General features: G+C 64.5%; 25 protein-coding genes. 17 read left to right on the top strand and 8 right to left on the bottom strand.

Going from position 1 to position 24,821, the window contains the following annotated elements:
- Positions 1-74: 74 nt before the first annotated feature.
- Positions 75-989 (bottom strand): LysR family transcriptional regulator, encoded by a 915-nt coding sequence (locus HD883_RS09930; protein WP_179585958.1) that lies wholly within the window; start codon positions 987-989, stop codon positions 75-77.
- 248 nt (positions 990-1,237) lie between these two features.
- On the opposite strand from HD883_RS09930, the gene HD883_RS09925 reads away from it, so the two are divergent.
- Entirely contained in the window at positions 1,238-2,431 is a 1,194-nt protein-coding gene (locus HD883_RS09925; protein ID WP_179585960.1) for an acyl-CoA dehydrogenase, read from the top strand.
- Positions 2,432-2,521: 90 nt separating this feature from the next.
- On the opposite strand, the gene HD883_RS09920 is transcribed toward HD883_RS09925, so the two are convergent.
- Both HD883_RS09920 and HD883_RS09915 read right to left on the bottom strand, forming a co-directional pair.
- Positions 2,522-2,992, bottom strand: a complete 471-nt coding sequence (locus HD883_RS09920) for a GNAT family N-acetyltransferase (RefSeq protein ID WP_179585962.1) — start codon at positions 2,990-2,992, stop codon at positions 2,522-2,524.
- Positions 2,993-3,188: 196 nt separating this feature from the next.
- Complete coding sequence (locus tag HD883_RS09915) at positions 3,189-5,126, bottom strand: ABC transporter ATP-binding protein/permease (protein ID WP_179585964.1); 1,938 nt, start codon at positions 5,124-5,126, stop codon at positions 3,189-3,191.
- 199 nt (positions 5,127-5,325) lie between these two features.
- Between HD883_RS09915 and HD883_RS09910 the strand changes: the two genes are divergently transcribed.
- Positions 5,326-5,709, top strand: coding sequence for a hypothetical protein (locus tag HD883_RS09910; RefSeq protein WP_179585966.1), 384 nt, complete (start codon positions 5,326-5,328; stop codon positions 5,707-5,709).
- Positions 5,710-5,745: 36 nt separating this feature from the next.
- On the opposite strand, the gene HD883_RS09905 is transcribed toward HD883_RS09910, so the two are convergent.
- Positions 5,746-6,630, bottom strand: coding sequence for an ion transporter (locus HD883_RS09905; protein ID WP_179585968.1), 885 nt, complete (start codon positions 6,628-6,630; stop codon positions 5,746-5,748).
- A gap of 165 nt (positions 6,631-6,795) precedes the next feature.
- Between HD883_RS09905 and HD883_RS09900 the strand changes: the two genes are divergently transcribed.
- Positions 6,796-7,503: a GDSL-type esterase/lipase family protein gene (locus HD883_RS09900; RefSeq protein ID WP_179585970.1), complete on the top strand. Its 708-nt coding sequence runs from the start codon at positions 6,796-6,798 to the stop codon at positions 7,501-7,503.
- A 9-nt stretch (positions 7,504-7,512) separates the two neighbouring features.
- On the opposite strand, the gene HD883_RS09895 is transcribed toward HD883_RS09900, so the two are convergent.
- Positions 7,513-7,809 (bottom strand): hypothetical protein, encoded by a 297-nt coding sequence (locus HD883_RS09895; RefSeq protein WP_179585972.1) that lies wholly within the window; start codon positions 7,807-7,809, stop codon positions 7,513-7,515.
- 80 nt (positions 7,810-7,889) lie between these two features.
- Entirely contained in the window at positions 7,890-8,870 is a 981-nt protein-coding gene (locus tag HD883_RS09890; protein ID WP_179585974.1) for a GGDEF domain-containing protein, read from the bottom strand.
- A gap of 205 nt (positions 8,871-9,075) precedes the next feature.
- Here HD883_RS09890 and HD883_RS09885 point away from each other — a divergent pair, with 205 nt between their 5' ends.
- From HD883_RS09885 to HD883_RS09870, 4 genes are all read left to right on the top strand, one after another.
- Positions 9,076-9,513, top strand: a complete 438-nt coding sequence (locus HD883_RS09885) for a MarR family winged helix-turn-helix transcriptional regulator (RefSeq protein WP_179585976.1) — start codon at positions 9,076-9,078, stop codon at positions 9,511-9,513.
- 124 nt (positions 9,514-9,637) lie between these two features.
- Positions 9,638-10,399 carry a helix-turn-helix transcriptional regulator gene (locus tag HD883_RS09880; protein ID WP_179585978.1) on the top strand — a complete coding sequence of 254 codons (762 nt, stop codon included), beginning with the start codon at positions 9,638-9,640 and terminating at the stop codon, positions 10,397-10,399.
- Between the two features lie 136 nt (positions 10,400-10,535).
- Positions 10,536-11,501 (top strand): alpha/beta fold hydrolase, encoded by a 966-nt coding sequence (locus tag HD883_RS09875; protein ID WP_179585980.1) that lies wholly within the window; start codon positions 10,536-10,538, stop codon positions 11,499-11,501.
- Positions 11,502-11,595: 94 nt separating this feature from the next.
- Positions 11,596-11,850, top strand: a complete 255-nt coding sequence (locus tag HD883_RS09870) for a hypothetical protein (protein WP_179585982.1) — start codon at positions 11,596-11,598, stop codon at positions 11,848-11,850.
- A gap of 16 nt (positions 11,851-11,866) precedes the next feature.
- Here the strand turns inward: HD883_RS09870 and HD883_RS09865 are convergent, their stop codons facing one another.
- On the bottom strand, positions 11,867-12,325 hold the full coding sequence (locus HD883_RS09865) for a hypothetical protein (RefSeq protein ID WP_179585984.1): 459 nt from the start codon (positions 12,323-12,325) through the stop codon (positions 11,867-11,869).
- A gap of 146 nt (positions 12,326-12,471) precedes the next feature.
- Here HD883_RS09865 and HD883_RS09860 point away from each other — a divergent pair, with 146 nt between their 5' ends.
- Positions 12,472-12,756 carry a hypothetical protein gene (locus tag HD883_RS09860; protein ID WP_179585986.1) on the top strand — a complete coding sequence of 95 codons (285 nt, stop codon included), beginning with the start codon at positions 12,472-12,474 and terminating at the stop codon, positions 12,754-12,756.
- 19 nt (positions 12,757-12,775) lie between these two features.
- On the opposite strand, the gene HD883_RS09855 is transcribed toward HD883_RS09860, so the two are convergent.
- Entirely contained in the window at positions 12,776-13,258 is a 483-nt protein-coding gene (locus HD883_RS09855; protein WP_179585988.1) for a hypothetical protein, read from the bottom strand.
- A 258-nt stretch (positions 13,259-13,516) separates the two neighbouring features.
- On the opposite strand from HD883_RS09855, the gene HD883_RS09850 reads away from it, so the two are divergent.
- The 9 genes from HD883_RS09850 (at position 13,517) to HD883_RS09810 (ending at position 24,809) form a co-directional block, all read left to right on the top strand.
- On the top strand, positions 13,517-13,906 hold the full coding sequence (locus tag HD883_RS09850; protein WP_179585990.1) for a hypothetical protein: 390 nt from the start codon (positions 13,517-13,519) through the stop codon (positions 13,904-13,906).
- Between the two features lie 133 nt (positions 13,907-14,039).
- Positions 14,040-15,362 (top strand): ABC transporter substrate-binding protein, encoded by a 1,323-nt coding sequence (locus HD883_RS09845; protein ID WP_179585992.1) that lies wholly within the window; start codon positions 14,040-14,042, stop codon positions 15,360-15,362.
- Positions 15,363-15,374: 12 nt separating this feature from the next.
- Positions 15,375-17,117, top strand: coding sequence for an ABC transporter permease (locus HD883_RS09840; protein ID WP_179585994.1), 1,743 nt, complete (start codon positions 15,375-15,377; stop codon positions 17,115-17,117).
- Between the two features lie 22 nt (positions 17,118-17,139).
- On the top strand, positions 17,140-18,225 hold the full coding sequence (locus HD883_RS09835) for an ABC transporter ATP-binding protein (RefSeq protein ID WP_179588638.1): 1,086 nt from the start codon (positions 17,140-17,142) through the stop codon (positions 18,223-18,225).
- 2 nt (positions 18,226-18,227) lie between these two features.
- Positions 18,228-19,319 (top strand): ABC transporter ATP-binding protein, encoded by a 1,092-nt coding sequence (locus HD883_RS09830; RefSeq protein WP_179585996.1) that lies wholly within the window; start codon positions 18,228-18,230, stop codon positions 19,317-19,319.
- Positions 19,320-19,324: 5 nt separating this feature from the next.
- Positions 19,325-20,209 (top strand): LysR family transcriptional regulator, encoded by an 885-nt coding sequence (locus tag HD883_RS09825; protein WP_179585998.1) that lies wholly within the window; start codon positions 19,325-19,327, stop codon positions 20,207-20,209.
- Between the two features lie 130 nt (positions 20,210-20,339).
- Positions 20,340-21,977, top strand: coding sequence for a tannase/feruloyl esterase family alpha/beta hydrolase (locus tag HD883_RS09820; protein WP_179586000.1), 1,638 nt, complete (start codon positions 20,340-20,342; stop codon positions 21,975-21,977).
- Between the two features lie 274 nt (positions 21,978-22,251).
- Positions 22,252-23,163, top strand: coding sequence for a ribose-phosphate diphosphokinase (prs, locus tag HD883_RS09815; protein ID WP_179586002.1), 912 nt, complete (start codon positions 22,252-22,254; stop codon positions 23,161-23,163).
- Positions 23,164-23,195: 32 nt separating this feature from the next.
- Positions 23,196-24,809, top strand: coding sequence for a nicotinate phosphoribosyltransferase (locus HD883_RS09810; RefSeq protein WP_179586004.1), 1,614 nt, complete (start codon positions 23,196-23,198; stop codon positions 24,807-24,809).
- Positions 24,810-24,821 lie beyond the last annotated feature (12 nt).

Raw genomic sequence — 24,821 nt, 5'->3', positions numbered from 1 at the left:
TTTGATCGTTTGCTATCCCGGGTCGGGGCAGGCCCAGTGCACTGCGGTTCCGCTGCGACCCCGGCTTGTCAGCTTCAGATCTCAATAAGCTGCTCGTTCCGATAGGGCTCGGCCTCTTCCCGCAGCCATTCCGCAAAGGTCCGCAGCAGCGGGTTTTCGGCCTTCCATTCCGGCAGGACCAGGTAGTAGCTCTTGTCCACGCCCGACGCCAGCGGCGACGCGGCGATCAGCTTGCCCGACGCCAGCTCTTCTTCGACCAGCAGCGCCGGGACCAGGGCAATACCCAATCCGTGCACGGCGGCCTGGATCAACATGGAAAACAGTTCGTAGCGGGGGCCCGCCACGTCGTGGTCATGCCGGACGCCCTGAATATCGAACCAGGCGCGCCATGCGTAGGGGCGGGTAGTCTGCTGCAGCAGCCGGTAGCGGCGGAACTGGCCGGGGGTCAGCGCGCCGTGCGGGGCGATCAAGGACGGCGCGCAGACGGGCACCAGGCGCTCGGGCATCAGCGCAATGGCTTCCGTGCCGGGCCAGTGGCCGTCGCCCGCGTAGATGGCCGCGTCGAAGGGGGTGCCTTCAAACAGGAACGGCCGGCTCTGCGGCATGATGTTGACGATGACCCGGGGTGCGCGAGCCTCGAAACGCTTCAAGCGCGGCAGCAGCCACCGGGTGGCGAAGGTCGGCACCGCGGCCAGTTCCAGCACGCCGCCTTCGCCCCGGGTTGCCATCAGATCGAGGGTGTCACGTTCCATTTCCTCAAGCCTGCCCGCCACGGCGACGCTATAGCTGGCGCCTGCCTGGGTGAGCGTGACCCCCCGGCGAGACCGCCGGAACAGTTTCAACCCGACAAAGGTTTCCAGGTTGGCGATCTGGCGACATACTGCGCTTTGCGTCAGCGCCAGTTCTTCTGCGGCCTTGGTAAAGCTCTGGTGCCGCGCGGCGGCATCGAAGGCCGCCAAGGCGGCCGTGCTGGGAAGTTTGCGACGCATGACACGGGGGCCGTAAGAAGAAGAGGGGCGTGTGCGGCTGCGGCGAACGCGCCGCCGATGCCTTCACGTGTCGCCCAGCATACTCCGGCCGGAGTGCAAGAAACGCACAGGTCGGTGCAAAGAACTCGTTTGGCGGTTCACCGCCCATCCGGTATCGTGCTTGTCATCCGACCGCGTGTCGTAGGCAAGCGCAGTCGTCGGGCGCATCACACGACGCCTGGCACCTAAAACATCGAGACATGACACTTATGCACAAACCCGCACAATTTCACTGGAACGATCCCCTCTTGCTGGACCAGCAGCTGACCGACGACGAGCGGATGATCCGCGACGCGGCCGCCGCCTACTGCCAGGACAAGCTGATGCCGCGTGTGCTGGAATCGTTCCGCCACGAACGCACTGATCCGGAAATCTTCCGCGAGATGGGCGAACTGGGCCTGCTCGGACCGACGATCCCGGAACAATACGGTGGATCGGGCCTGAACTACGTCAGCTACGGCCTGATCGCGCGTGAAGTCGAACGCGTGGATTCGGGATACCGGTCGATGATGAGCGTGCAGTCGTCGCTGGTCATGGTGCCGATCAACGAATTTGGCAGCGAAGAGCAAAAGCAGAAGTACCTGCCCAAGCTGGCCAGCGGGGAGTGGATTGGCTGCTTCGGCCTGACCGAACCCAATCACGGCTCGGATCCGGGTTCGATGGAAACGCGCGCCAAGCCGGTGGACGGCGGCTACTCGCTGTCGGGTTCCAAGATGTGGATCACGAATTCGCCCATCGCCGACGTATTCGTGGTGTGGGGCAAGCTCAAGGGTGAGGATGGCAAGGACGCGATTCGCGGTTTCATCCTGGAAAAGGGCTGGAAGGGCCTGACCGCGCCGGCCGTGCATGGCAAGGTGGGCTTGCGTACGTCGGTCACCGGCGAAATCGTGATGGACGAAGTGTTCGTGCCGCAGGAAAACCTGCTGCCGAACGTGTCGGGCCTGAAGGGTCCGTTCACCTGCCTGAACTCGGCGCGTTTCGGTATTGCCTGGGGCGCCCTGGGCGCGGCCGAGTACTGCTGGCACACCGCCCGCCAGTACACGCTGGACCGCAAGCAGTTTGGCCGTCCGCTTGCCGCCAATCAGCTGGTGCAGAAAAAGCTGGCCGACATGCAGACCGAAATCACGATGGCCCTGCAAGGCTGCCTGCAACTGGGCCGCATGAAAGACAACGGCACGGCCGCGGTCGAAATCACGTCGATGATGAAGCGCAATTCCTGCGGCAAGTCGCTGGATATCGCACGCGTCGCACGCGACATGCTGGGCGGCAACGGGATCTCGGACGAATTCGGCGTGATCCGCCACGTGGTCAACCTGGAAGTCGTGAACACCTATGAAGGCACGCATGACATCCACGCGTTGATTCTGGGCCGCGCCCAGACGGGCATCCAGGCGTTCAGCTGATCGCCTGATCTCCTGATCGCCTGCGGGCACGCAGCAATAAAAAACCCGGCCTGTGCCGGGTTTTTTATGGATCGCCGCCTGATGACGGTATCAGAGCTGCTTGCGGAACAGCACACGGTGCTGCCCGGGGCCGGCGTAGTCGAGCTTGACCGGAATGCCGTCCACGGCATCGCCGGTGTCGACGATTTCAAAGCCGAGCTGGGTATGGAAGGCGATCGACCCGGCATTGACCGGTGTGGTGATGCAATGCACTTCCGAGCAGCCATGCACGGCCGCCAGATCAAAGAAACGTTCGTAGAGCAGACCGCCGTAGCCCTGCTTGCGCTTGTCGGGCGACACGCCGACCAGATGGATGTACGCGATGGTCGGCAGGGATTGCGACACGAAGCCCACCAGGAAGCCCTTGATCGCGCCGTCTTCTTCGAGCACGCAGCTGGTCGACCCGAAATGCTCGAAGAATAGGCGCGGCAGCAGCCCGCCAACGGGGCGGCCGCCCCACCAATCATCAAGGACCGGAGACAGCAAGGCGTAGTCGGAGGGGTGCAGCGCGCGAATGTGCATAGGGCGAATCTTTGCGAATACCTGAACGGGGTGCGGATGCGTACGCGGCGCCTGACGCTCTGCGTTGCGCGAACCTTGATGGGCCTGCGGCCCTGCAACTGTTTAGCATCTTTTCAAAAAGATGACGCGGATTTTAGCGTGCATGCGGTGGGCCCGCCCGAGCCTGAGCCCACGGGTCGAGCCCAAGGGTCGAGCCCTAGCCCGGAGACGGCGCCGGCATGGCGTCCGCCTCCAGGCGTCCGGTGCGCACGGACGCCTCGCCGCCCCGCCTGGTGTCATAGCGCAGATAGCGGTCGTGCCAGCGCGCCACCGTGCTGCGATGGGCGATGCTGATCAGCGCGGCATCCGGCAGGCGTTCGCGGATCAAGCTGTACATCGCGGCTTCGGTTTCTTCATCCAGGGCGGAGGTCGCCTCGTCCAGGAACAGGAAATCGGGGGCCTGCAACAGCGCGCGTGCAAACGCCATGCGCTGCTGCTCGCCGGGCGACAGGGTGGTCGACCAGTTGGCGACTTCGTCCAGGCGCTCGATCAGTCCATCCAGCCGACAGGCCCGCAGCACCTCCCGCAGCGCGGTGGCTTCGTAGGCGTCGGAACGGGAGGGATAGCACAGCGCGTCGGCCGGGGTGCCGGCGGGCAGATAGCTTTTCTGCGGCAGGAACAGCACGCGGGCGTCGCCAGGGCGGTCCACCGTGCCCCGGCCATAGGGCCAGATGCCGGCCATGGCCCGGAAAAAGACGCTCTTGCCGCTGCCGGAAGGCCCGGTCACCAGCCAGCGTTGACCACGCTCGATAGAAAGCGAGAACGGCAACGTCAGCTCGCGGATATGCTGGGCGGCGGTGGGCACCGCCAGGACCAGACCGTCGGCGGCGATAGCGGGCACGGCTGGCGCACCGCCGCGAGCCATTGCCCCGATAGGGCTGCGTGGCGCCCCCGCCTCGCCCCCGAGTGGCAGCCCTTGCGTGACGCGAATGCCATGCTCGCCATCCGCATTGGCGGCATCCCTGTTGGTGGCGCGGATGGCGGCTTCAAAATCCAGAACCCGGTTGGACGCCGCCTGCCAGCTGACCAGCGACGCGTAGCTGTCCACCAGCCACGACAGCGCGCCCTGCACCTGGCCGAATGCCGAGCTGATCTGCATCAGGCCACCCAGCGTCAGTTCCCTGGCGAAATAGCGGGGCGCCGCGACGATCAACGGAAAGACGATGGCGATCTGCCCATAGCCCGCGCTGACCAGCACCAGCCGGCGCGAATAGCGCATGAGCCACCCCCAGTTGTCGCGGATATTGCCGAAGCGCGCCAGCAGGCCCGCGCGTTCGGTGTTCTCGCCGCGATACAGGGCGACACCCTCGGCGTTTTCGCGCAGGCGCATCAGTGCATAGCGGAAGTCGGCTTCACGCTGTTCCTGCTGGAAGCTCAAGCCGATCAGCGGCTTGCCGACCTTGTGCGTGAGCCACGAGCCGGCCACGGCATACAGCACGGCAAACCACACCATGTAGCCGGGAATGGTGATGGGTGTTCCGCCAAGGTGAAAGGTCAGGGCGCCTGACACCGACCACAGAATGGTGATGAACGACGCCAGGGTCACGACGGAATTCAGCAGGCCCAATGACAGGGTCAGGCTGTCGCTGGCCAGGGTGCGCAGGTCGTCGGCGATCCGTTGGTCAGGGTTGTCGGTCGCGTGCGCCTGCTCGATCCGGTAGTAGGCCTGGCCATCCAGCCATCGTGACAGGAAGTCAGTCGTGAGCCAGGTGCGCCAGCGCATCTGCAGCATCATCGTGTAGTACTGCTTGAAAATGCTGACGACGATGAAGACGGCGGCGATGGCACAGAAGGCCAGCAACTGCTGCTTGAAGGCAGGAAAGTCGTGGGCTTCCAGGGCGTTGTAGAACACGCGGTTCCAGTTGGTCAGCCAGACGTTCACGCCGACCAGGGCCAGGTTCAGGGCAATGACCCCTGCAAGCAGGGCCAGGCCCGCCCGGCCGTCGCGCGACACCCAGTAGGGCTTGAGCAATCGCCACGTGTCGGCCAGCCGCAGCCGGCTGCGCGCATCGTCTCGGGTCACCCTGGCCGCAGGGTCGGGCGTGGAAGAAAATTCAGGGGCGGGGCTGTCGGGAACAGGATTGCGGGAGGTCATGGCGCCTCGGGTCATCGTCAGTCGGATGCGTCAGGTGGATGAATCCATCAGACGCGTCGGAATGCGCGAGGAACCGGTTCAGCCCGATGTCAGCAAAAACCACCGGCCCGCCCGGATATGACTGCGGAAACGACCCAGGGTTTCATGACAGGCATGCGGCTTGCGTTGATGTGAATATTCACAATCGCCGGAGACCCCTATGCCACGCACACCATCCCCGCTCAAGCCCTTGTTCAGTGCCTTCCTGCTGGGCGCCGCCACCGTAGGCATCCTGAAACTGCTGGCCCGCACGCCAGAGACGGGATCGTCGTCCCCTGCAAATCCTGCCGATGCCGGTAATCGCCGCTCCAGTCTGCGCTCGCGGCCGGGCAGCCGCGGTGCGGCACGCGGCGCCAAGGCGCCGTACGCGCAGGCCCTGTCCGACACCGGCAACGGCCCAGACGAGCGTCCGGCAGGCACCCCGGCGCCACCGGAAGAGGCCAAGCGCACCTCCGCCATTGGCGATACGTTCAGCGCGGGCACGGCTGGAGAAGTCACGCCCAGCGCCGACACCAAGGGCGGCCTGGGGCAGGGCGGCCGCTAAGTAACAGATCGATCGGCAGGCGCCAGGCGCCGACCGTCAGGACGCCGCCTGCTCGGGCAGCCGGTTCGAACAGTGCTTGCAGAAGGTGGCGTCTGCGTCGTGATCCGACGTGTTGCAGACGCCACATTTGCGTTCGGACTTGAGCTTGCGCGCATGCTGCGCGTGCGCCATCGACATTTCCACCGTGAAGATGCCGGTCGGCACGGCCAGCACGCCCCATCCCAGCAGCATCATCAACGAGGCAATCAGGCGGCCCAGGGGCGTTTGCGGGGTAATGTCGCCGAACCCGACCGTCGTGATCGTGCTGATCGCCCAGTAGATGGCGGTAGGGATGCTGGTGAAACCATGTTCGGGGCCTTCCACCACGTACATGATCGTTCCCATGCTCAAGACGATCAGCGATACCACGGACAGGAACACCATGATCTTGCGGAAGCTCGCCTTCAGGGCGCGCCCGAGCATCAGGTATTCGTCCATGAAGCGCGGCAGCTTGAACACCCGGAAAATGCGCAGCAGACGCAGCACGCGCACACCCGTCAGAAAGTGCAGGCCGGGCACGAACAAGGACAGATAGCTGGGAAGGATCGCGAGCAGATCGACGATGCCGAAGAAGCTGGTGGCGTAGCGCAGCGGCCGCTGCACGCTTAGCAGCCGCCCGACATATTCGATCGTGAAGATCACCGTGAAGATCCATTCCAGGACCTGCAGGATGGGGCCATAGCGGTTGACGATGGACTCGACACTGTCGGCCATGACGACCAGCACACTGAGCAGGATCGTCCAGATCAGGGCCTGGTCGAAGCGCCGTCCGCCGGGCGTGTCGGCTTCGAAGATGACGGTGTAGACACTGCGGCGCCAACCGCTGTCGGGCTTGCCATGCAGCGGGGCATCGGCGGAAGATTTGGGCGATGCGGGGGCCACGGCAGGTCCTTTCAAGTGCGACCCATGATGCTAACGCACCTGCGCGGCTTCGCGCCTGGATCGCATCCGCATCGAACCCGCATGGCATCGCAACTGCAGTCGTGATGCGCATGCACGAGTCCGCTAAACTTGTGCCTCCGTCCCCTCCCAACGTATCCCCCTGCAATGACACTTTCAGCCCTGCTGTCCGGCGTGATGGCCGCCATCGGTATCCTGGCCACGGCCGGCGCGCTGGCGCAGTCGCCGTCGATGAACGACGTGCAACAGCGTGACGCGCAGCAGCGCGATCAGGCGCTGGCCAGCACGCGGCAGCACTATGCCGACCGCAAGGCCGGCTTTGCGCAGGACATGGCCCGCCGCGACGTGGTCATGCTGGGCGACAGCCTGACCGAAGGGGGCGACTGGAACGCGTTCTTTCCGGGCGTTGGCATTGCCAACCGCGGGATCGGCGGTGACAGCACGGAAGGCATGGTGCAGCGGCTGGACTCGGTGCTGGGCGTGTCCCCGCGCAAGGTGTTTGTCATGGCCGGCATCAACGACATTGCCGTCTACAAGAAGCCCGTGACCGAGGTGTTCGAGCACTACAAGCGCATCATCGATACGCTTACGCGCGCCAAGATCCAGGTCATCGTGCAATCCACGCTGTTCACGGGGCCGGCGTTTCCACCTGCAGTGAATGCGTCGGTCAAGGACCTGAACGGCCGTCTGCATGCACTGTGCGCACGCGGCCCCTGCGTGTACGTCAACGTGAATCCGGCTCTGGCGCCGACCGGCACGCTGGACCTGCGCTATACCAGCGATCACCTGCACCTGAACGCAGCCGGCTATCAGGCCTGGGTGCAGGCGATCACGCCGGCCATGCGCCGCCGCTAAGCCACGCGGTCAGTGCCGGGCCAGGCGGACTTCAAAGTAGGCTTCCTGCGCTTCGCCCAGGCCATTGAAGCCTTCCTGCTGCGCGCGCGCCGCGGCCTTTTGCCAGCGCACGGCCAAGGCCTTTTCATGGTCGGACAGATCGCCTTCAGACGAATCTTCGGCGGTCATCCACGCCTTGAGCGCCGGGCCGATTTCGTCCACGCCACCCATGGCGCGTTCCAGGGTCTTGGCATACCGCCGTTCGGCCTGTTCGCGAACGTTGGCGGGAATGTCGGGAAAGTCTTGCAGGGTGACGGTGTACGACATGAGCGAAACTCCGGAAAGAATACTGGTTATTTATACAGTATCTTCCGTTGCCGGCGCAATCGCAAGCAAGGCAATCGAGATCAGACTTTTGGCAGGTCCGCCGCGCGCTTGCTGCGCTTGTGCTCGTACATCTCCTTGTCGGCCACGGCCAGCAGATCCTGGATGGTGCTGTGGCGGCTCGGGTCCAGCTCGACCGCGCCCACGCTGAACGCGAGGGTGTAGCCACGCTGGGTAGCCTGGTTATAGGCGTCGACGGCGTCCTGCAGACGGCGCTGCGTGGCGGCCAGCATGCCGGGTTCGATCGACGTCACCATCACCACGAATTCGTCGCCGCCCAGCCGGCCCACCACGTCGGACTCGTGGAATACCTCGAGCAGCAGGCGCGCGAAGCTCACCAGCGCCCGGTCGCCTTCCGCGTGGCCGTATGTGTCATTGATCTGCTTGAAGCTGTCCAGGTCGAAGAACAGCAGCGTCGCGGGCAATTCCATCCGGGTGCACAGGCCGATGGCGTGCTGCGCCAGCGCTTCAAAGCCGCGACGGTTCGACACCATGGTCAGTTCGTCCATGGTCGCCAGCTGAATGGCGGCGATTTCCTGTTCGGCCATGCGCGCCAGGTCGCGCAGCAGGGCCTTGTCCTCTTCGCCGAATTCGCGTTCGTTCTTGTCGATCAGGCACAGCGTGCCCAGCTTGCTGCCGTTCGACACCCGCAGCGGGCAACCGGCGTAGAAGCGGATGTGCGGCTCGCCGATCACCAGCGGATTGTCGGAAAACCGGTCGTCCAGCGCGGCATCGGGGATCAGCAGAATGTCGTCTTCGAGAATGGCATGACCGCAGAACGACATGTCTCGCGGGGTCTCGGCCACCTCCAGGCCCTGCCGGGACTTGAACCATTGGCGGTTCGTGTCGATCAGGCTGACCAGCGCGATCGGCACGCCGAACAGGCGTTTGGCAAGGCGGGTCAGGCGGTCAAACCGCTCTTCGGGGGCGGTGTCCAGAATATTGAGCGCCCGTAAGGTGTCGACTCGGGTCGGCTCGTCTGTCGGGGTAAGTGGCGCTTTCATCGAAATCCTTGTTCTTGACACCTGGAGCGGGGCCGGCCAATGGCTGGCGGTGTCCCAGGGTCATCACTACGCAGTATTGCCTATATCGACATTATTGACTACCGTGCGGGCGCCGCAGGATCTGCCGCGGCACCGTTCCCGGCGCTGCCTGTCGGGCCGGTCAACATGGCGCCGGCCGATCGCGCCGTATCGACATCCCCTTGCAATGACTGTTCCGTCAGGCTTTCCCGCCGCCCTGTCCCTCGCGTTCCATCGCACCTATGCCGCGTTCAACACCAGCCTGCAGATCGTGTTGCGGGAGCATGGCCTGACGCTGACGCATTGGCGCGTGCTGGCCTTTCTTGCCGAGCATGGTGAACGCAGCGTGTCGGCGCTGGCTGCCGAGACCGGTCACGACCAGACAACACTGTCGCGCGCACTGACGGTCATGGAAGCCGCCTTGTGGGTGGAACGGCGCGCCACGGTGCGGGACCATCGTGTGGTCGCAATCCATCTGCTCAAGGACGGGCGAAAGCTGTTTCGCAAGGCCATGCCCCTGGTCGCGGATTTGGAGGCGGCCGCGTTTGAAGGACTGACGGCGCGCGATCAGTCACTGCTCGACAAGGCCATGGCGCAGGTCCAGCGCAACCTCGGCGCGCTCTGAGCAGGCCAATGGCGCTGCGCAGCGCTCATCCGTAACACTTCTATGCAAGTTCGGCACACCCGTCTGCTCATCCAGGGCCGGCGCGTACGCTACGATCCAGAGTCGCCCCCAGCGGACAGAGGTCATGCGCACGGTCATCCTGATCGAAGAACATCCGATTCAATTCCACGGCCTGGAACAGCTCATCTCCGATATGGACGGTGACTGGCAGACGACCGGATGCACGGCAGCCGAACTGAAGGATCCCGCAAAGATCGCCGCGGCGGATCTGGTTCTGTATTCGATCCCTCGCTTCGACATGGGGCTGCAGACGGCCATGCCCATTGTCCGCGCCATGCGGACCGACAAACCCACCTTGCTCATGTGCGAAGACCCGGCCGACATCACGGCATGGGAACCGCTGCCGCCCCATGTGCGTGGGTCGATTCCAACGGCGTCCAGTGTGGCGCTGATCCGGGCCGCCATGAAGCTGGTCATCTCGGGCGGGCAGTGTTTTCCGCAGCACCGGCCCGACCTCGTCGAACATGCGCCTGCCGAGCAGACTCGGGACGAGCTGGGTCCGGTCGAGCACGAACGTGCCTTGCTGGGACTTACCAAACGACAGTACGACGTGCTCGTCCACTTCTCGCGTGGCGCCACGATTGAAGACGTGGGCGCGGCCATGAACATCTCGCTGGCCACGGCGCGGTCGCACGCGCACTCGCTGTACAAGGCCATGCAGGTGTCGGGCAAGACCGAAGCGGTGTTTGCCGCGGTGGCGCTGGGCGCCACGCTCTCGTGGTTCCCGACGGCCCAGAGCCTGCCCCGCGCCCCGGCCAGCCGGCCGCACTATGTGGATCACGCGCCGGCGACCGGGCACGGCTATCAGCAGCTCTCGCTGTTCTAGCCGGCCAACGGTTGCACCAGCCTGGCGACAGGCACGTGATTTGCATGAGGAATCGGATTCCGACGCGCCGGCGTCGGGCCGTATCACCCGGCGACAGTGAATGGTCCGATGCCCGCCGCGCTCTTCAGGAGCCGACATGCTTGCACCCGTTCGCCACGATGCCATTTGCCTTTCCGATCTCAACGTGCATTGCCTGGACTATGGCGGTGACGGCCCGCCTGTGCTCCTGCTGCATTCCCTGTCTGGCAACACCCGTCTGTTCGATGGGCTGATCGGCGCCGGGCTGGCTCAGGCCTGCCGGGTGCTGGTGCCCGACCTGCGCGGCCGCGGCCGGTCCGACATGCCGCTGACCGGCTACTCGCTTGACGCGGGCTGCAGCGACATCCTGTCTTTGCTCGACTATTTCGGACTGGACCGCATCGCCTTGTGCGGGCATTCGTTCGGCGGCCTGCTGGCGCTGTACTTCGCGGCGCATTACCCCGAAAGGGTGACCCATCTGGCGATGCTCGACGCAGCGGTCCAGATGCATCCGGCCACGCCGCTCATGACGGCGGCGGTCGCGGCGCGCCTGGACCAGGTGTATCCCACGGCCGAGTTCTATCAGGCCGCGATGCGATCCGCGCCTTTCGTTGCGCCGTGGGATGACGCCATGCAGGGTTTCTTTGACGAAGAGATGCTGCCGCTGGGAATAGGGGCCGTCACCACCCGCACGCGTGCCTATGCGGCAAGCCTGGCGGCGTTGCACATCTTCGGGGAAAGCACGCGTGACTGGCGCCGGCATGCGCGGTCCGTGCAGGCGCCGACGCTGCTCGTGCAGGCAACGCAGCCGTTCCTGATGGGCATGCCGATGGTGCTGGACCACGACGCCGACGAGACGGTCAGGAACCTGCCGCGGGCAACCCATCGGCGTGCCGTCGGCAATCACTTCACGATGTTGTACGGGCAGGGCGCCCAGGCGATCGTTGAGGGTGTCATCGATCTGCTGGCATCGCCGCCGGCGCCTGCGCTGGACCCGGGCATCGCCCTGCTCTCCTGCGATCCGTCCGTCAATGACGCCGATGATGCAGTTCAAGAAGAGGAGGGCGCAGCCACCCCGCGTTGAGACACAATCCGCCAAAGGGAGCGCGCAAGGCGCCGCGCGTCCCGGCGAAGACCGCTCGGGCGACAACCGAGCCACAAAGCAGCAAGGAGACACCATGACAACGCGCTTCATTGGCGGACCATTGCACGGTCAATCAACCGCCGACTATTTCAAGCCGGAGCTCGACACCTTCAGCGCCACGCAAGACGCCGACGCCCGCTATCGGCGCGTCATTGTCGAAACGCGGGAAGCCGGCGCATCGGCGCCCGACCTGCACACGTTCTACGTTCACGAAGGCATGGATGCCGCCGAGGCGCAGCGTCTGATGGCGGCCCTGGCGGAAGAAGAAAGCGCCGCGACCGTGAAGTAGCGCGGCAAGGACGGGGCTAGTCGAAGCGTTCGATGAAGGCGACCACCAGCTGCGCGAAACGGTCCGCGTGCAGGTCTTCATCGAACGCCGAAAAGCTGGCCTCCAATGACAACTCGCCGCTTTCGCCCACGCCGTGGCAGATATCGAAGATCACATCGATATGGGCGCCCTGCGTCAGGTAGATCTTGAGGGTGTGATAGATCGGCGCCTCGGGAACAGGCGGATGTTGGCGTCCTACGCGCAGCTGGATCTTTTTGCGCGTGGCGCCACGTTCGCTGGCGGCGCGCAGCTCGCAGGCATAACCGTCATCGGTCAGGCTTTGCGAGGCGATGTCGAGCACGCCCTTTACATAGCCGAGCGCGGGTTCGAACCGCCCGACACTGCGAGCAAGCCGGCCCTTGCCGATGTCGCTTGCGCGACTGCGGCGGCGGATGACCAAGGCGCGCATTTTTGCGGTTTCGGCGTCAAGGTCCATGGCATTCAACCTTCGATGTCAGGCTTCCAGTGTATCCCTCCGGCGTCGTCCTGCCGTCGTGCCACATGCAACAAAACCCCGGCGCCACGGCACGCGGCTTGCTCGCCTGGAAGTCACACCAAAGATGTCACTTCAAGGAGACTGCCATGCCCAGTGTCATTCCGGATCTGCGTGCCTTGCGCCGTACGTGCGTCACCGGCGCCACCGTCGCCTGCCTTGCCGTGTCCAGCCTTGCCCTGTCAGGCTGCGACCGGGGCAAGGACACCTCACTGCCTGGCGCCATGGACCCCGCCGTGCGGCCTTCCGGCCAGAGCGGGCCGGGTGCCGCCGGCGACAACCTGCCCAGCGCAGCCAGCCAGTCGGGCATGCCGTCCAATCCGCCGACCGGTGGCGATCCGGTGCCCGGCTCGGCCAGCCCGACGCAGCGTTAAGGGCCGGCCACAGCAGGCGTCATTCGACCAGGGTGCCGTTCTGGCAATGCCGGTCGTAGTCACCTCGCGCCAGCATCGTGGCACGAAAACCGGCGCCCTCGGGCCAGGTCAGCCGCACGTGATCGCCCGCATCTTCCAGCAGGCAGCACCCGGCAGCCACGATCGCGCCCTGCGCGTCCGGGAAGGCACGGGTGGCCACGCCGCCGCGCGGGTTGCTCGACACATTGCCGCTGCGCGCGCCCCACAGGCCTTGCAGCGGCAGACGCGGCTCGCTGCGCGCCGGCGCCGCGCTGCATCGGGCGAACTGGGCCTGCGCCGCGTCGAAGCGCTCCACGGCCTGCCGCGCGCGTGTCAGCACGCCCGTGCCATGGCGCACGCTGGCGGCGTCGCTGCCGCCGTCTGCAAGCGCGCTGCGCCGATCAAAAGCAGGGGTGTTCGTGGTAGCAGCCGTCTTGCTCGGTTCGCCGGGGTGGTCGTCACCGGAAGATGTGGGGTCGGTCATCGAGGCCTCATGCCAGTCGTCGCGCGGACGTGCCCGGACGCATAGGGCTTAAAGCATGACGCGGCGTAGATACGTTGATGAGCAGACTTTCAATCCGTTGCACGATAACCGGATGGATCAGTGCACGGAAAATGCGAGCATTCACTGCGGAGTCACGTCATACTTGGCCGGCACAGGGCGGGCCGACCCCCCACCCGCGCGAGATGCATCCGCCGCGACGCGTGATGCCTGAAGAACCCATCTCAAGGTGGACGAGCGATGAATATGCTGGTCGACGAATTGGCTGCACTGAGTTCCGGACAACGGCCTTCGGAATTTCCGCTGTGGCATCGCTCGCGGTACGCCGGTCTGGAACGCATTCGCGGATGCTTGCGGACCCTGGCGATGGGCGGCCATCACGATGCCTTGCTCGGCTTCGTGGCCGGCCCGGATCAGGCCGAATACGCCGCGCAGCTGCTGTCCGCCGAAGGCCTTGCCTTCACGCTCATGCCCAATGGCGCAACGGGGCTGCTGCACGTGCGCTGGGGCGAGCCCACCGCCCGCAGCCGCGCGCCGGTCACGCCAACCTCCCTGCAGCAACGCCAGCCCGATGTGATGGTCGATGTTTTCTGGAACCTGAAGACATCGCGGGCGGCATCGGGCGGGTAGGCATCGGTTATCCCCTGATCGGGGAAACCCGACCGCGCCCTGATGTAATGCGCGTGATCAAAAACCGTGATTGGCCGATGGCGCATTAAGTCCATAACCTTGGGCCGCATTGTGACCACCCACGGAGACAACAATGCGCATCCACCCCTTGGCAGCGGCTCTTGCCCTGACGCTCTCGGGACTGGCCCAGGCCGGCACCGTGACGATCGTGACCTCGTTCCCCAAAGAGCTGACCGACACCTATCGGAAGGCCTTCGAAGCCAGACATCCGGGCATCAAGCTCGAAGTCCTGAATAAGAACACCAAGGCCGGCATCTCGTATCTGCGCGAGACGCCCGCGGGTCAACGCCCCGATGTCTTCTGGGTGTCTGACCCCAGCGCATTCGAAGTGCTGGGGCGCGACAAGCTGTTGCAGAAGGCGCCCGATGCGCGCAATCCGAAGGTGCCTGCCAAGGTCGGCAACTACCCGATCAATGATCCGGATGGCCTGTACTACGGCCAGGCTTTATCCGGCTACGGCATCATGACCAACACCCGCTACATGCAGGCCAACAAGCTGCCGGCGCCCAAGGAATGGGCCGACCTGACCAAGGCGGTGTACTTCGGGCATGTGGCCATCTCGTCGCCATCCCGTTCGGGCACCACCCACCTGACGGTCGAGACCATCCTGCAAGGCGAAGGTTGGGACAAGGGCTGGCGGCAACTGCTGCAGATCGGCAGCAACTGCGCCGCCGTCACCGACCGCAGTTTCAGCGTTCCCGACGGCGTCAACAATGGCCAGTACGGCATCGGCATGGTGATCGATTTCTTTGGTCTTGCCAGCCGGTCGTCGGGCTTTCCGGTGGACTTCGTGTACCCGTCCGTGACGGCCGTGGTGCCGGCCAACATCGGCTTGATCACCGGGGCGAAGAACCCGGATGAAGCGACACGCTTCATCGCTTACACGCTGTCGCTGGAAGGGCAGCAGTTGCTGTTTGATCCGAAGGTCAGCCGCATGCCTGTCCTGCCTTATGCCGACTCCGGCCTGAAGGTGCCGGCGGGCTATCCGGATATCTTCGAGATCGCACGATCCGCCAAGGTCCAGTTCAATGCCGAAGTGTCCGAAGAACGGTATGCGCTGGTCACCGGCATGTTTGATCAGATGATCACGTTCCGGCTCAAGGAACTGCAAGCCGCGTCACGCGCGATCTACGACGCCGAACGCAAGCTGGCAGGCAAGCTCAATGCGCAGGGCAACGACCTGCTCAAACAGGCGCGTGACCTGGCCTACACCCCTCTGGTGAGCGAAGCCGACATCAAGGACCCCAAGTTCCTGGCCCTGTTCCGCGCCAACAAGCAGGACGTTGCCGTGGCCAAGCAATTGACGGGCATGGAAGAGGCCTGGAACTCCAAGGCCAAGGCCAACTACGCGCAGGCCGAAGGGTTGGCCAGGCAAGCCGCCGCGTTGGCACGCTGACAGGCCGTCGCCATGAACTCGTTGACAACGACACTGCCCGCGCCGCCGCGCGTCAGCCGGGGCTTCGGACGGGACGTGGGGAAGGGCGTGTGGCTGGTGGCCGGCCTGATCGCCGCCTTCCTTCTGCTGTTCCTGCTCCTGCCGGTCGGCACCGTCATCTACTCCGCCTTCGTGACCGAACTCGGGCAACCGACCTTCGGCCACTTCCTCAATTTCTTTGGCCAGACGCTGTTCCGCGAGTCCTTCGTCAACAGCCTGCAGGTGTCGGTGCTGTCGGTCTTCTTCGCGTCGGTCATTGCGATACCGCTGGCCTATCTGACCGTGCGCTTCGACTTTAGGGGCGCAACGGTCATCCAGACGTTGGGCGTGTTGCCGCTGATCATGCCGCCGTTCGTGGGCGCCGTGGCATTGCAGCTGATCTTCGGTCGCAGTGGATCCCTGAACCTGGTGCTGAACGACTGGTTCGGCATCACCTTGCCTATCATGGACGGCCTGACCGGGGTGGTGTTCGTTGAAAGTCTCCATTACTTCCCGTTCATTCTGCTGAACCTGGTGGCGTCGCTGCGCAACATCGACGGGGCCATGGAAGAATCGGCGCTGAGCTTCGGCTGCACGGGCTTTCGTCTGTTCCGCCGGGTGATCTTCCCGCTGGCCATGCCGGGCTACCTTGCGGGTGCGTCGCTGGTATTCGTCAAGGTCTTCGACGACCTTGGCACACCGCTGGTGCTCGGGGTCACAAACATGCTGGCGCCGCAGGCCTATCTTCGGATCACGTCGGTGGGCGTGGACGATCCCCTGGGTTACGTCATCAGCGTGATCATGATCTGCTTTTCGATCCTGGCATTGTGGCTGGCGGCGCGGGTGATGAAAGGCCGCGATTACTCCACGCTGCAAAAGGGCGGCAACAGTCTGCAGCGGCGCACATTGACGCCCGGCATGTCGCTGCTGGCCTACGGCTGGATCCTTGCCGTGCTGCTGGTGGTGCTATCGCCGCACATCGGCATTTTGCTGATGAGCATTGCCAAGGTGTGGAGCTTTTCGGTCCTGCCGGAAGCCTGGACGCTGCAGCACTACAGCACTGCGTTCAACGAGGCGGGCGGCATGATAGGCAATACGTTGCTGTATTGCGGGTTGGCCGCGGGGCTCGACGTGATCCTGGGAACGGCCATTGCCTACCTGATCCTGCGCACGCGCCTGCCGGCACGCCAGTGGCTGGACTGGGCGGCATCGGCGGGGCTGGCGATCCCGGGGCTGGTGCTGGCCATCGGCTATCTGCGGCTGTTCAAGGGGCTGGAGATCCCCTTTACCGGCACCCTGGTGACGGCATCCTGGGTGATGCTGATGCTGGCTTACGCGGTCAGGCGCCTGCCGTATGCGCTGCGGTCCTGCTACGCCGCGCTTCAACAGGTGCACATCTCGCTTGAAGAGTCCGCGCAAAGCCTGGGTGCCAGCCGACTGTCGACCATCCGCCGCATCGTCGTGCCGCTGATGGCGGGCGGCATCCTGGCCGGTTTCGTGACGAGCTTCATCACAGCCGCGGTCGAACTATCGGCCACCATCCTGCTGACGAGCAGCGAGTCCAATGCGCCCATGAGCTATGGCATCTACCTGTTCATGCAGAGCCCGGCTGGCCGTGGCCCGGGCGCCGCGATGGGCGTGATCGCCGTTGCGGTCGTTGCATTGGGTACCTATCTGTCGCACTGGGTCGTCGAACGCAACGCGTCGCGGGCGTCCGCGCGCCATGCCCAACCCTGATCAAGGACATCTCGTGACTCCATTGAAAAAAGTCGGCGTCAGTTGCCGTCATCTGTCCCTGTCCTACGGTCCGGTGCAGGTCCTGAAGGACATCGATCTTGATATCCAGCCCGGCGAATTCTTTGCCTTGCTGGGTCCAAGCGGGTCGGGCAAGTCGACGCTGCTGCGCGCCATTGCCGGGTTCAACCGGCACCAGGGCGGCCAGCTGCTGATTGACGGGCGGGATGTCGGCGGAGTTCCGCCCCATCAACGCAACGTGGGGATGGTGTTCCAGAACTATGCGTTATGGCCGCATATGACGGTATGGGATAACGTGGCCTTCGGCCTGGTCGAGCGCAAGGTGTCGCGCGCGGAGATCAAGCGGCGGGTACAGGAAGTGCTTGAAATGGTCGGCCTTGCGCAATACGCCAAGCGGCGGCCGTCGATGCTGTCGGGCGGACAGCAGCAGCGCGTGGCCCTGGCGCGCACGGTCGTGGTCGAACCGCAGGTGCTGCTGCTCGATGAACCCCTGTCCAACCTCGACAAGAACCTGCGTGTGCAGATGCGCGAAGAACTGAAAAGCCTGCAACGCCGCCTGGGCATCACGACCATCTTCGTCACGCACGACCAGGAAGAAGCCATGACGACGGCCGACCGCATGGCCGTGCTGGACAAGGGGGTGTTGCAGCAGGTCGGCACGGCCACCACGCTGTTCGACTTTCCGGCCAACACCTTCGTTGCCGGGTTCGTGGGCACGGCCAATCTGCTGGCAGGCCGCATCGTGTCGGTCAATGGCGATACCCTGCGGTTCGAGGCCGGCGGGCTTGGCGAATTGGCATTTCCGTCTGGCGCCATGGCGCCACGGGTGGGCGACGCGGCCATGGCCTTCCGTCCGCACCAGGTCGTGATCCAGCCGGGCAGCGCCACCGTCGACGCCACGCGCGTGTGGGTGGACGGCCAGGTCGAAAGTTCGGAATTCCTGGGTGAGTTCGCCAGGTACCGTGTCCGCGTCGGCAACGTGGCGATGCTGGCTGACCAGACGCACTTTTCAGGCCATCCGCTCTTTGCCCCGGGGGCGGTCGTCAAGCTCGGCATCGAGCCCAATCAGGTGCGCTTCCTGGCTTCGTAGTCATGGCACCGCAACTTGCCCTGGCGGCCCGCAACATCTACCTCCGCTACGGCGACACTGCAGTCCTGCGCGACCTCAGCCTGGACATCCAGCAGGGCGAATTCTTCGCCCTGCTGGGCCCGAGCGGTTCGGGCAAGTCGTCGCTGCTTCGCATCCTGGCCGGCTTTCTGCGTCCGGACAGCGGCCAGGTCATCATCGATGATGCCGACGTCACCCACCTGCCGGCCCACCGGCGCGGGGTCGGGATGGTGTTCCAGAACTACGCGTTATGGCCCCATCTCAACGTTTTCCATAATGTCGCGTTTGGACTGGTCGAGAATAAGGTGCCGCGTGACGAGCGGATTCGCCGGGTCCAGGCAATCCTGGCCGTGGTCGGGTTGACCGGCTTCGAGCAGCGGCGGCCATCGACTCTGTCGGGGGGCCAGCAGCAACGGGTAGCCCTGGCGCGTTCGCTGGTCATGCAACCGCGCGTCCTGCTGCTGGACGAGCCTTTTTCCAATCTGGACAGACAACTCAGGGTGCACATGCGTCAGGATTTGCGGACCTTGCTCCGATCGTTCGATGTCACGACGATCCTGGTCACGCACGACCAGGAAGAAGCGTTGACGATTGCCGATCGTGTGGCCGTTCTCGACAACGGCGCGCTGGCGCAGGTCGGCACCCCCGCCACGCTGTTCGATTGTCCGGCCAATCGTTTCGTCGCCAGCTTCGTTGGCACGATCAACCCGCTGCCGGGGGCGATCGCCACGGTGTCGGACGACATGGTCGGCTTCGATTGCGAGAGCCTGGGCATCCTTGCCGTCCCCCGCCAGCCAGGTGCAATCCTGCCTGCCGGGCCGGCGGTCATGACCTTCCGGCCTCACCATGTCGATCTGCGCGTGGGGGACGAACACGTGGATCCGGGCCGCATCTGGATCGACGGACAGATCGTGGCGGGTGACTTCATCGGGGAGTTCTGCCGCTACCGAGTGCAGTGCGGTACGCGGATGCTCATTGCCGATCACCCGCATGCCAGCGGCATTCCGCTGTTTCCGGTGGGCATGCCAGTGCGACTTGGCATCGACCCGGCGCAGGTCCGGTTCCTGGACGCCTGACCCGCATGGAAATCTATCAACTGCGCTCCTTCGTCACCGTGGCCCGGCTGGGCAACCTGACCCGCGCAGCCGAAGCCCTGCACGTCACGCAACCGGCGGTCACCGCACAGATCAAGGCGCTGGAAGAAGAACTGGGCGTAACCCTGTTCGACCGCCGGCCGGGCCGCATCGTGCTGACCCGGATCGGCGAAATGCTTGTGCCCGACGCCGATCAGATCCTGGCCGGGATCGGCGGCCTGCTCTCAAAGGCCCGGGCACTGCAGGGCAGTGTGACCGGCACCTTCCTGATCGGCACCCTGGGCGACCCCGATGCCCTGCGGCTCGGTTCATTGTTGAGCGCGCTGGTCCAGGCCATGCCGGTGCTCGAAATCAAGACCCGGCAAGGCCATTCGGAAGCCCTGCGCGAACTGGTGGCGACCGGCGCCCTGAACGCGGCGTTTTACATCGGGCCGAACACGCCGCGCGACGTGCTGGCCTTGCCCCTGCAGACCATTCACTATCGGGTGGTCGGTCCGCCGTCGTTCAAGGACCGGCTGCTGCATGCCGGGTGGCGCGAACTGGCCGACCTGCCCTGGATCGGATGTTCGCCCCAGCACCATTCCCAGGTGCTGCTGCGCGACATGTTCGCCCGCCAGGGGCTGTCGCCCAATGTGGTGGTCGACATTGATGAGTCCGCCTCGCCGCACAGTTTGGTCAGGGCAGGGGTCGGACTGGCTTTGCTGCGGGAAGACATTGCCGTGCCCGCCAGCGCCCGCGACGACATGGCCATCTGGCCACACGCTCGCGTGTCGGCGTTGCTCAGTTTCATCCATGGGACGACGACCGCATGTGACCCCGCCACGGTCGAAACACTGGCGCAGTTGCGGTCGGTCTGGAAACTGGGTAGTTGACATCGTCAACAGATTGGCGGAATCTGCGAGTCGGGCCCACGCCTGAAATCTTCACCCCCCGATCACCCACCCCAGCACCCATACGTTCGGTATCCGCTCCACCAATGAGAGCGGGCCGGGAGGAGACTGCATGACCACCCCCCACCCCATCAAGCCATTGGCACGTCACGTGTCCATGGCGATCGCGCTCGCCATTACCGTTGCAGGTTGCGGCGGCGATGACAATGACGACACGCCCGTGCCCCCCGTGCAGCCCACGGCGGCGCAAAGCTGTACGTCCTTGCAGACAATGAAGACCGCCGAATTCGAGGTGACCGGGGTGACTACCACCCTGGTCAACGCCAGCACCACCGCACCGTTCACCGTGCCCACCACGACCGGCACCGTCACCACGCCGTTCTGCCGGGTCGAAGGCACGGCCAAGTCCAACGCCGCGTCGAACATCAAGTTCGAACTGTGGCTGCCGGTCAAGGAACGCTGGAACGGCAAGTTCGCGGGTACGGCGTCGGGCGGGTCGGCGGGCAGCATCAGCTATGGCACGCTGGCCGCGCACTACCGGCTGGATTACGCCAGCATCGCCCATGACAACGGCCACGTCAGCACCGGTTTCGACCAGACCTGGGCGTACGATCCGGCCACCAAGAGCCTGAAGATGGAACAGATCGTGGACTGGGCGTCGCGCGCGCAGCACGTCGTGACCGTGGTGGGCAAGCAGATGACGGCGGCCTTCTATGCCAGCGCGCCCAAGTACGCGTACTACAACGGCTGCTCGCAAAGCGGTCACCACGGCATGATGGAAGTGCAGCGCTATCCCGATGATTACGATGGCGTGATTGCCGGCGCACATACCAGCGACTGGACGACCAACATGGCGTCGCAGGCCTGGGTGGCCTACAAGCAGTTCGAGAACAATGGCGCGGGCGCGATCACCAAGGCGCAGTACGCCGAGGTGAACAAGGCCGTGCTGGCCAAGTGCGATGGCAAACCGGGCATCGATCACCTGGTGGATGGCGTGCTGGATGATCCGCGCCTGTGCACCTTCGATCCGGCCGAAGTGCAATGCACGGGCGCGGTGGGAGAGGCGGCCACCTGCCTGAAGCCGACCCAGGTAACGGCGCTGCGCGCGATGTACCAGGGCCACAAGACGCCATCGGGCGACACCGTGGCGGTGCCCTATCCGGTCGGTCTGGAAACGGGCACGTTCTGGCCGACCAACCTGACGACGCCGACCGCGCCGCAAGGCAGCTGGGCCGACTACATCCGCTATCCGCTGTTCGTGAACCCGAACTACGACTTTGCCACCTTCAACTTCGATCTGGACCCGCTGACCGCGCGCACCAAACTGCGCCCGATCTATGACGCGTTCGAAACGAATCTGAAGCCCTTCCAGAACCGCAACGGAAAGCTGCTGATGTATCACGGCTGGGCCGATTCCTTGATCAGCCCGGTCCTGAGCATCGACTACTGGAACGCCATCCGCACCAGGATGGGCGCCGGCGAAGTCGACAAGTTCGCGCGGATGTACATGATCCCGGGCGTGGACCATTGCACGGGCGGCACCGGCACCGGCAACTTCAGCATGATGGACGCGTTGGCCAACTGGGTGGAGAAGGGCGTGGCGCCTGACGGCACCACTGCGGCCAACACCGTGGTGGCCAGCGCCAACGACGGCCGCACGCGGCCCCTGTGCCCATACCCCCAGATCGCGAAGTACAAGGGCACGGGCGATGTGAAGGTGGCGGCCAACTTCAGCTGCCAGGCGCCATGATGCCGTGATTCGGTATCCGGTGATGCCTGGGCGTGCCGGCGGTCGCGGCAGTGCCCGGGCGTGCCGGTCGTGCAGGGATGTCAGGAACAGGATGCCGGAGGGATCGGCGTCCTGTTTTTTTGCGCGTGAACCTGCGCACCGGTGCGGTGGCTTGACACGATCATGATTCGGCGTAGACTTAATCGTAATTCGCAACTAACACATAACGAACGGCGCATGACGGGCAGCGGATTCGTTGCAGCTCGCCGCAGCCCACCCCCACCGGAAGCACGACATGACCGACTTTTCCCGCATTTCGCTCAGGTACCGCGACGCCGCCAACGCCCCGGTTGCCATTCCCATGCGTTTCCTGACGTTCCCGGGCGGGGAACAGCATGTCTGGCTGGACGGCGACATCGCCGGGGAAGGGCGCACCTATTCCATCGACGCCCGCATCTATTCGTCGGCGGCGGTGATGAACCTGCTGTTGGTGAACGATGCGCTGCGCCGCCTGGTCGGGCCGCGTGCGGGGGTGGAACTGGTGCTGCCGTATCTGCCGTATGCAAGGCAGGATCGGGTCACCACCGCGGGCGAACCGCTGTCCGTCAAGGTGTTCAGTGCGCTGATCAATGCCATGAAGCTGGACCGGGTGGTGATCTGCGATCCGCACAGCCTGGCCGGGCCGGCGCTGCTGGACAACGTCCAGGTGATGGAGGTTGGCAACTATGTGCAGGCCGTGATCGGCCGCATGGTCGCCCGGGGTCCCATCGCGTTGGTGGCCCCGGATGCAGGCGCGCACAAACGGGTCGAAGCGCTGGGCCAGGCCTTCAGCCTGCCGGTGGTGTTCTGCGGCAAGACGCGGGACGCGCGGACCGGACGGCTTTCCCGTCCTTATGTGGAGGGCGACGTGCCTGCCCTTCCGCTGCTGGTGGTCGACGACATCTGTGATGGGGGAGGCACCTTCGCCGCCCTGGCACCGGTGCTTCGTCAGTACACGGATCAACCGATCAGCCTGTACGTGACGCATGGATTGCTGACCAAGGGTCTGGCGCCGCTCAGGGACTATGCCCGGATCTATACCGCCTTTCCGCGGGATGAGGCGCAATGGTCGGAAAGCGGCGGCCTGTATTGCGCGGATCCTGCGCAGGCGCGGGACGTATCGATTCCTGAACCTGGACGCTCCCACATTTGCACTACTAAGTCGTAAATCGTAACTAACAACTATATAGCGAGGCTGCCATGAGCCGTATCAATCCCTTGACCCAGATCGACTTCTATAAAAGCGGGCACATCTTCCAGTATCCGGAGGGCACGGAAAGCGTGTACTCCAACTTCACGGCGCGGTCGGACCGGCTGGCTCCGGTGCTGCGTTCGGGACTTGCCCCCTTTGAAGGCAAGGTAGTCTTCGTCGGCCTGCAAGGCTTCATCAAGGAATTCCTGATCGAAACCTTTGACGAAGGCTTCTTCAACATCCCGAAAGATAGGGCGGTGCGGCAATACCAGCGCCGCATGGACACCGCCCTGGGCGTGGGTGCGGTGCCCGTCGATCACATTGCGGCGCTGCATGACCTGGGCTATCTGCCGATCCGCGTCAAGGCCTTGCCCGAAGGATCGCGCGTGAACATCAAGGTGCCGCTGTTTACCGTTCGCGAGACCCGCAAGGAATTCGCGTGGCTGACCAACTACCTGGAAACCGTGTTCTCAAGCTTCAACTGGAAGCCGATCACGGTGGCGACCATCGCCTATGAATACCGCCGCCTGCTTGAAGCCTATGCCGAGGTGACCGGCGCCGACGCGTCGTTTGTCGACTGGCAAGCCCATGACTTTTCGGCGCGGGGCCTGTCGGGACCGGAAGATTCGATGCGCGCCAGCTTTGCCCACCTTGTGTCGTTCACGGGTACCGATACCGTGGCGGCAATCGACTATGCCGAGGCCTATTACGGCGCCGATGCCGACAAGGAACTGATAGGCGGGAGCGTGCCCGCCACGGAACACAGCGTGATGAGCATGGGCGGTCGGCTGGATGAACTGTCGACCTTCCGCCGGCTGGTGACCGAGGTCTATCCCGCGGGCATCGTGTCCATCGTGTCGGACACCTGGGACTTCTGGCAGGTCATTACCGAGTATGCGCGGGTGTTGAAGCGCGAGATCCTGGAACGCCGCCCGAACGCGCTGGGTCAGGCCAAGGTGGTGTTCCGTCCGGACTCGGGCGACCCCGTCAAGATCCTGACCGGCTACACGGATGACGAACTGGTGTGCGGGGCGGATGGGCAGCCTGTGCGCCTGAACGACGGCGGATATACGGTGCGAAGCGATGACGGTGCGCCGCAAAATCGCGACGCCTTGCGGATTACCGAGGCCGAACGCAAAGGTGCGGTCGAATGCCTGTGGGACATCTTTGGCGGCACCCTGACCCGTAAAGGCTTTCGTGTCCTGAACGAAAGGGTTGGTCTGATCTATGGCGATTCGATCACCCTGAAAAGGGCCGAACTGATCCTGGAACGGTTGCGGAACAAAGGGTTTGCGTCCACCAATTGCGTGTTCGGTGTGGGATCCTACAGCTACCAATATCTGACACGCGACAGTTTCGGCATGGCCATGAAGGCCACGTGGGGCAGGGTCAAGGGGGAAGCGCGCGAACTGTCCAAGGATCCCAAGACCGACAACGGGATCAAGAAGTCGGCGGTGGGGCTGCTGCGGGTGGAACGCCAGGGCGGCAACTATGTGCTGTTCGACCGGCAGACCGAAGCGCAGGAAACCCAGGGCTTGCTGCAGGACGTGTTCATCGATGGCAAGCTGGTGCGGGAGCAGACGCTGGCGCAGATCCGGGAGCGCGTACGCAACGGCGGATAGGCGTGCACCAGA

The organism is Pigmentiphaga litoralis (genome assembly GCF_013408655.1).
Classification (GTDB): Bacteria; Pseudomonadota; Gammaproteobacteria; order Burkholderiales; family Burkholderiaceae_B; genus Pigmentiphaga; species Pigmentiphaga litoralis_A.
Note: the sequence above shows the minus strand (reverse complement) of the source record. Positions and strands in the feature narration are given on the sequence as shown.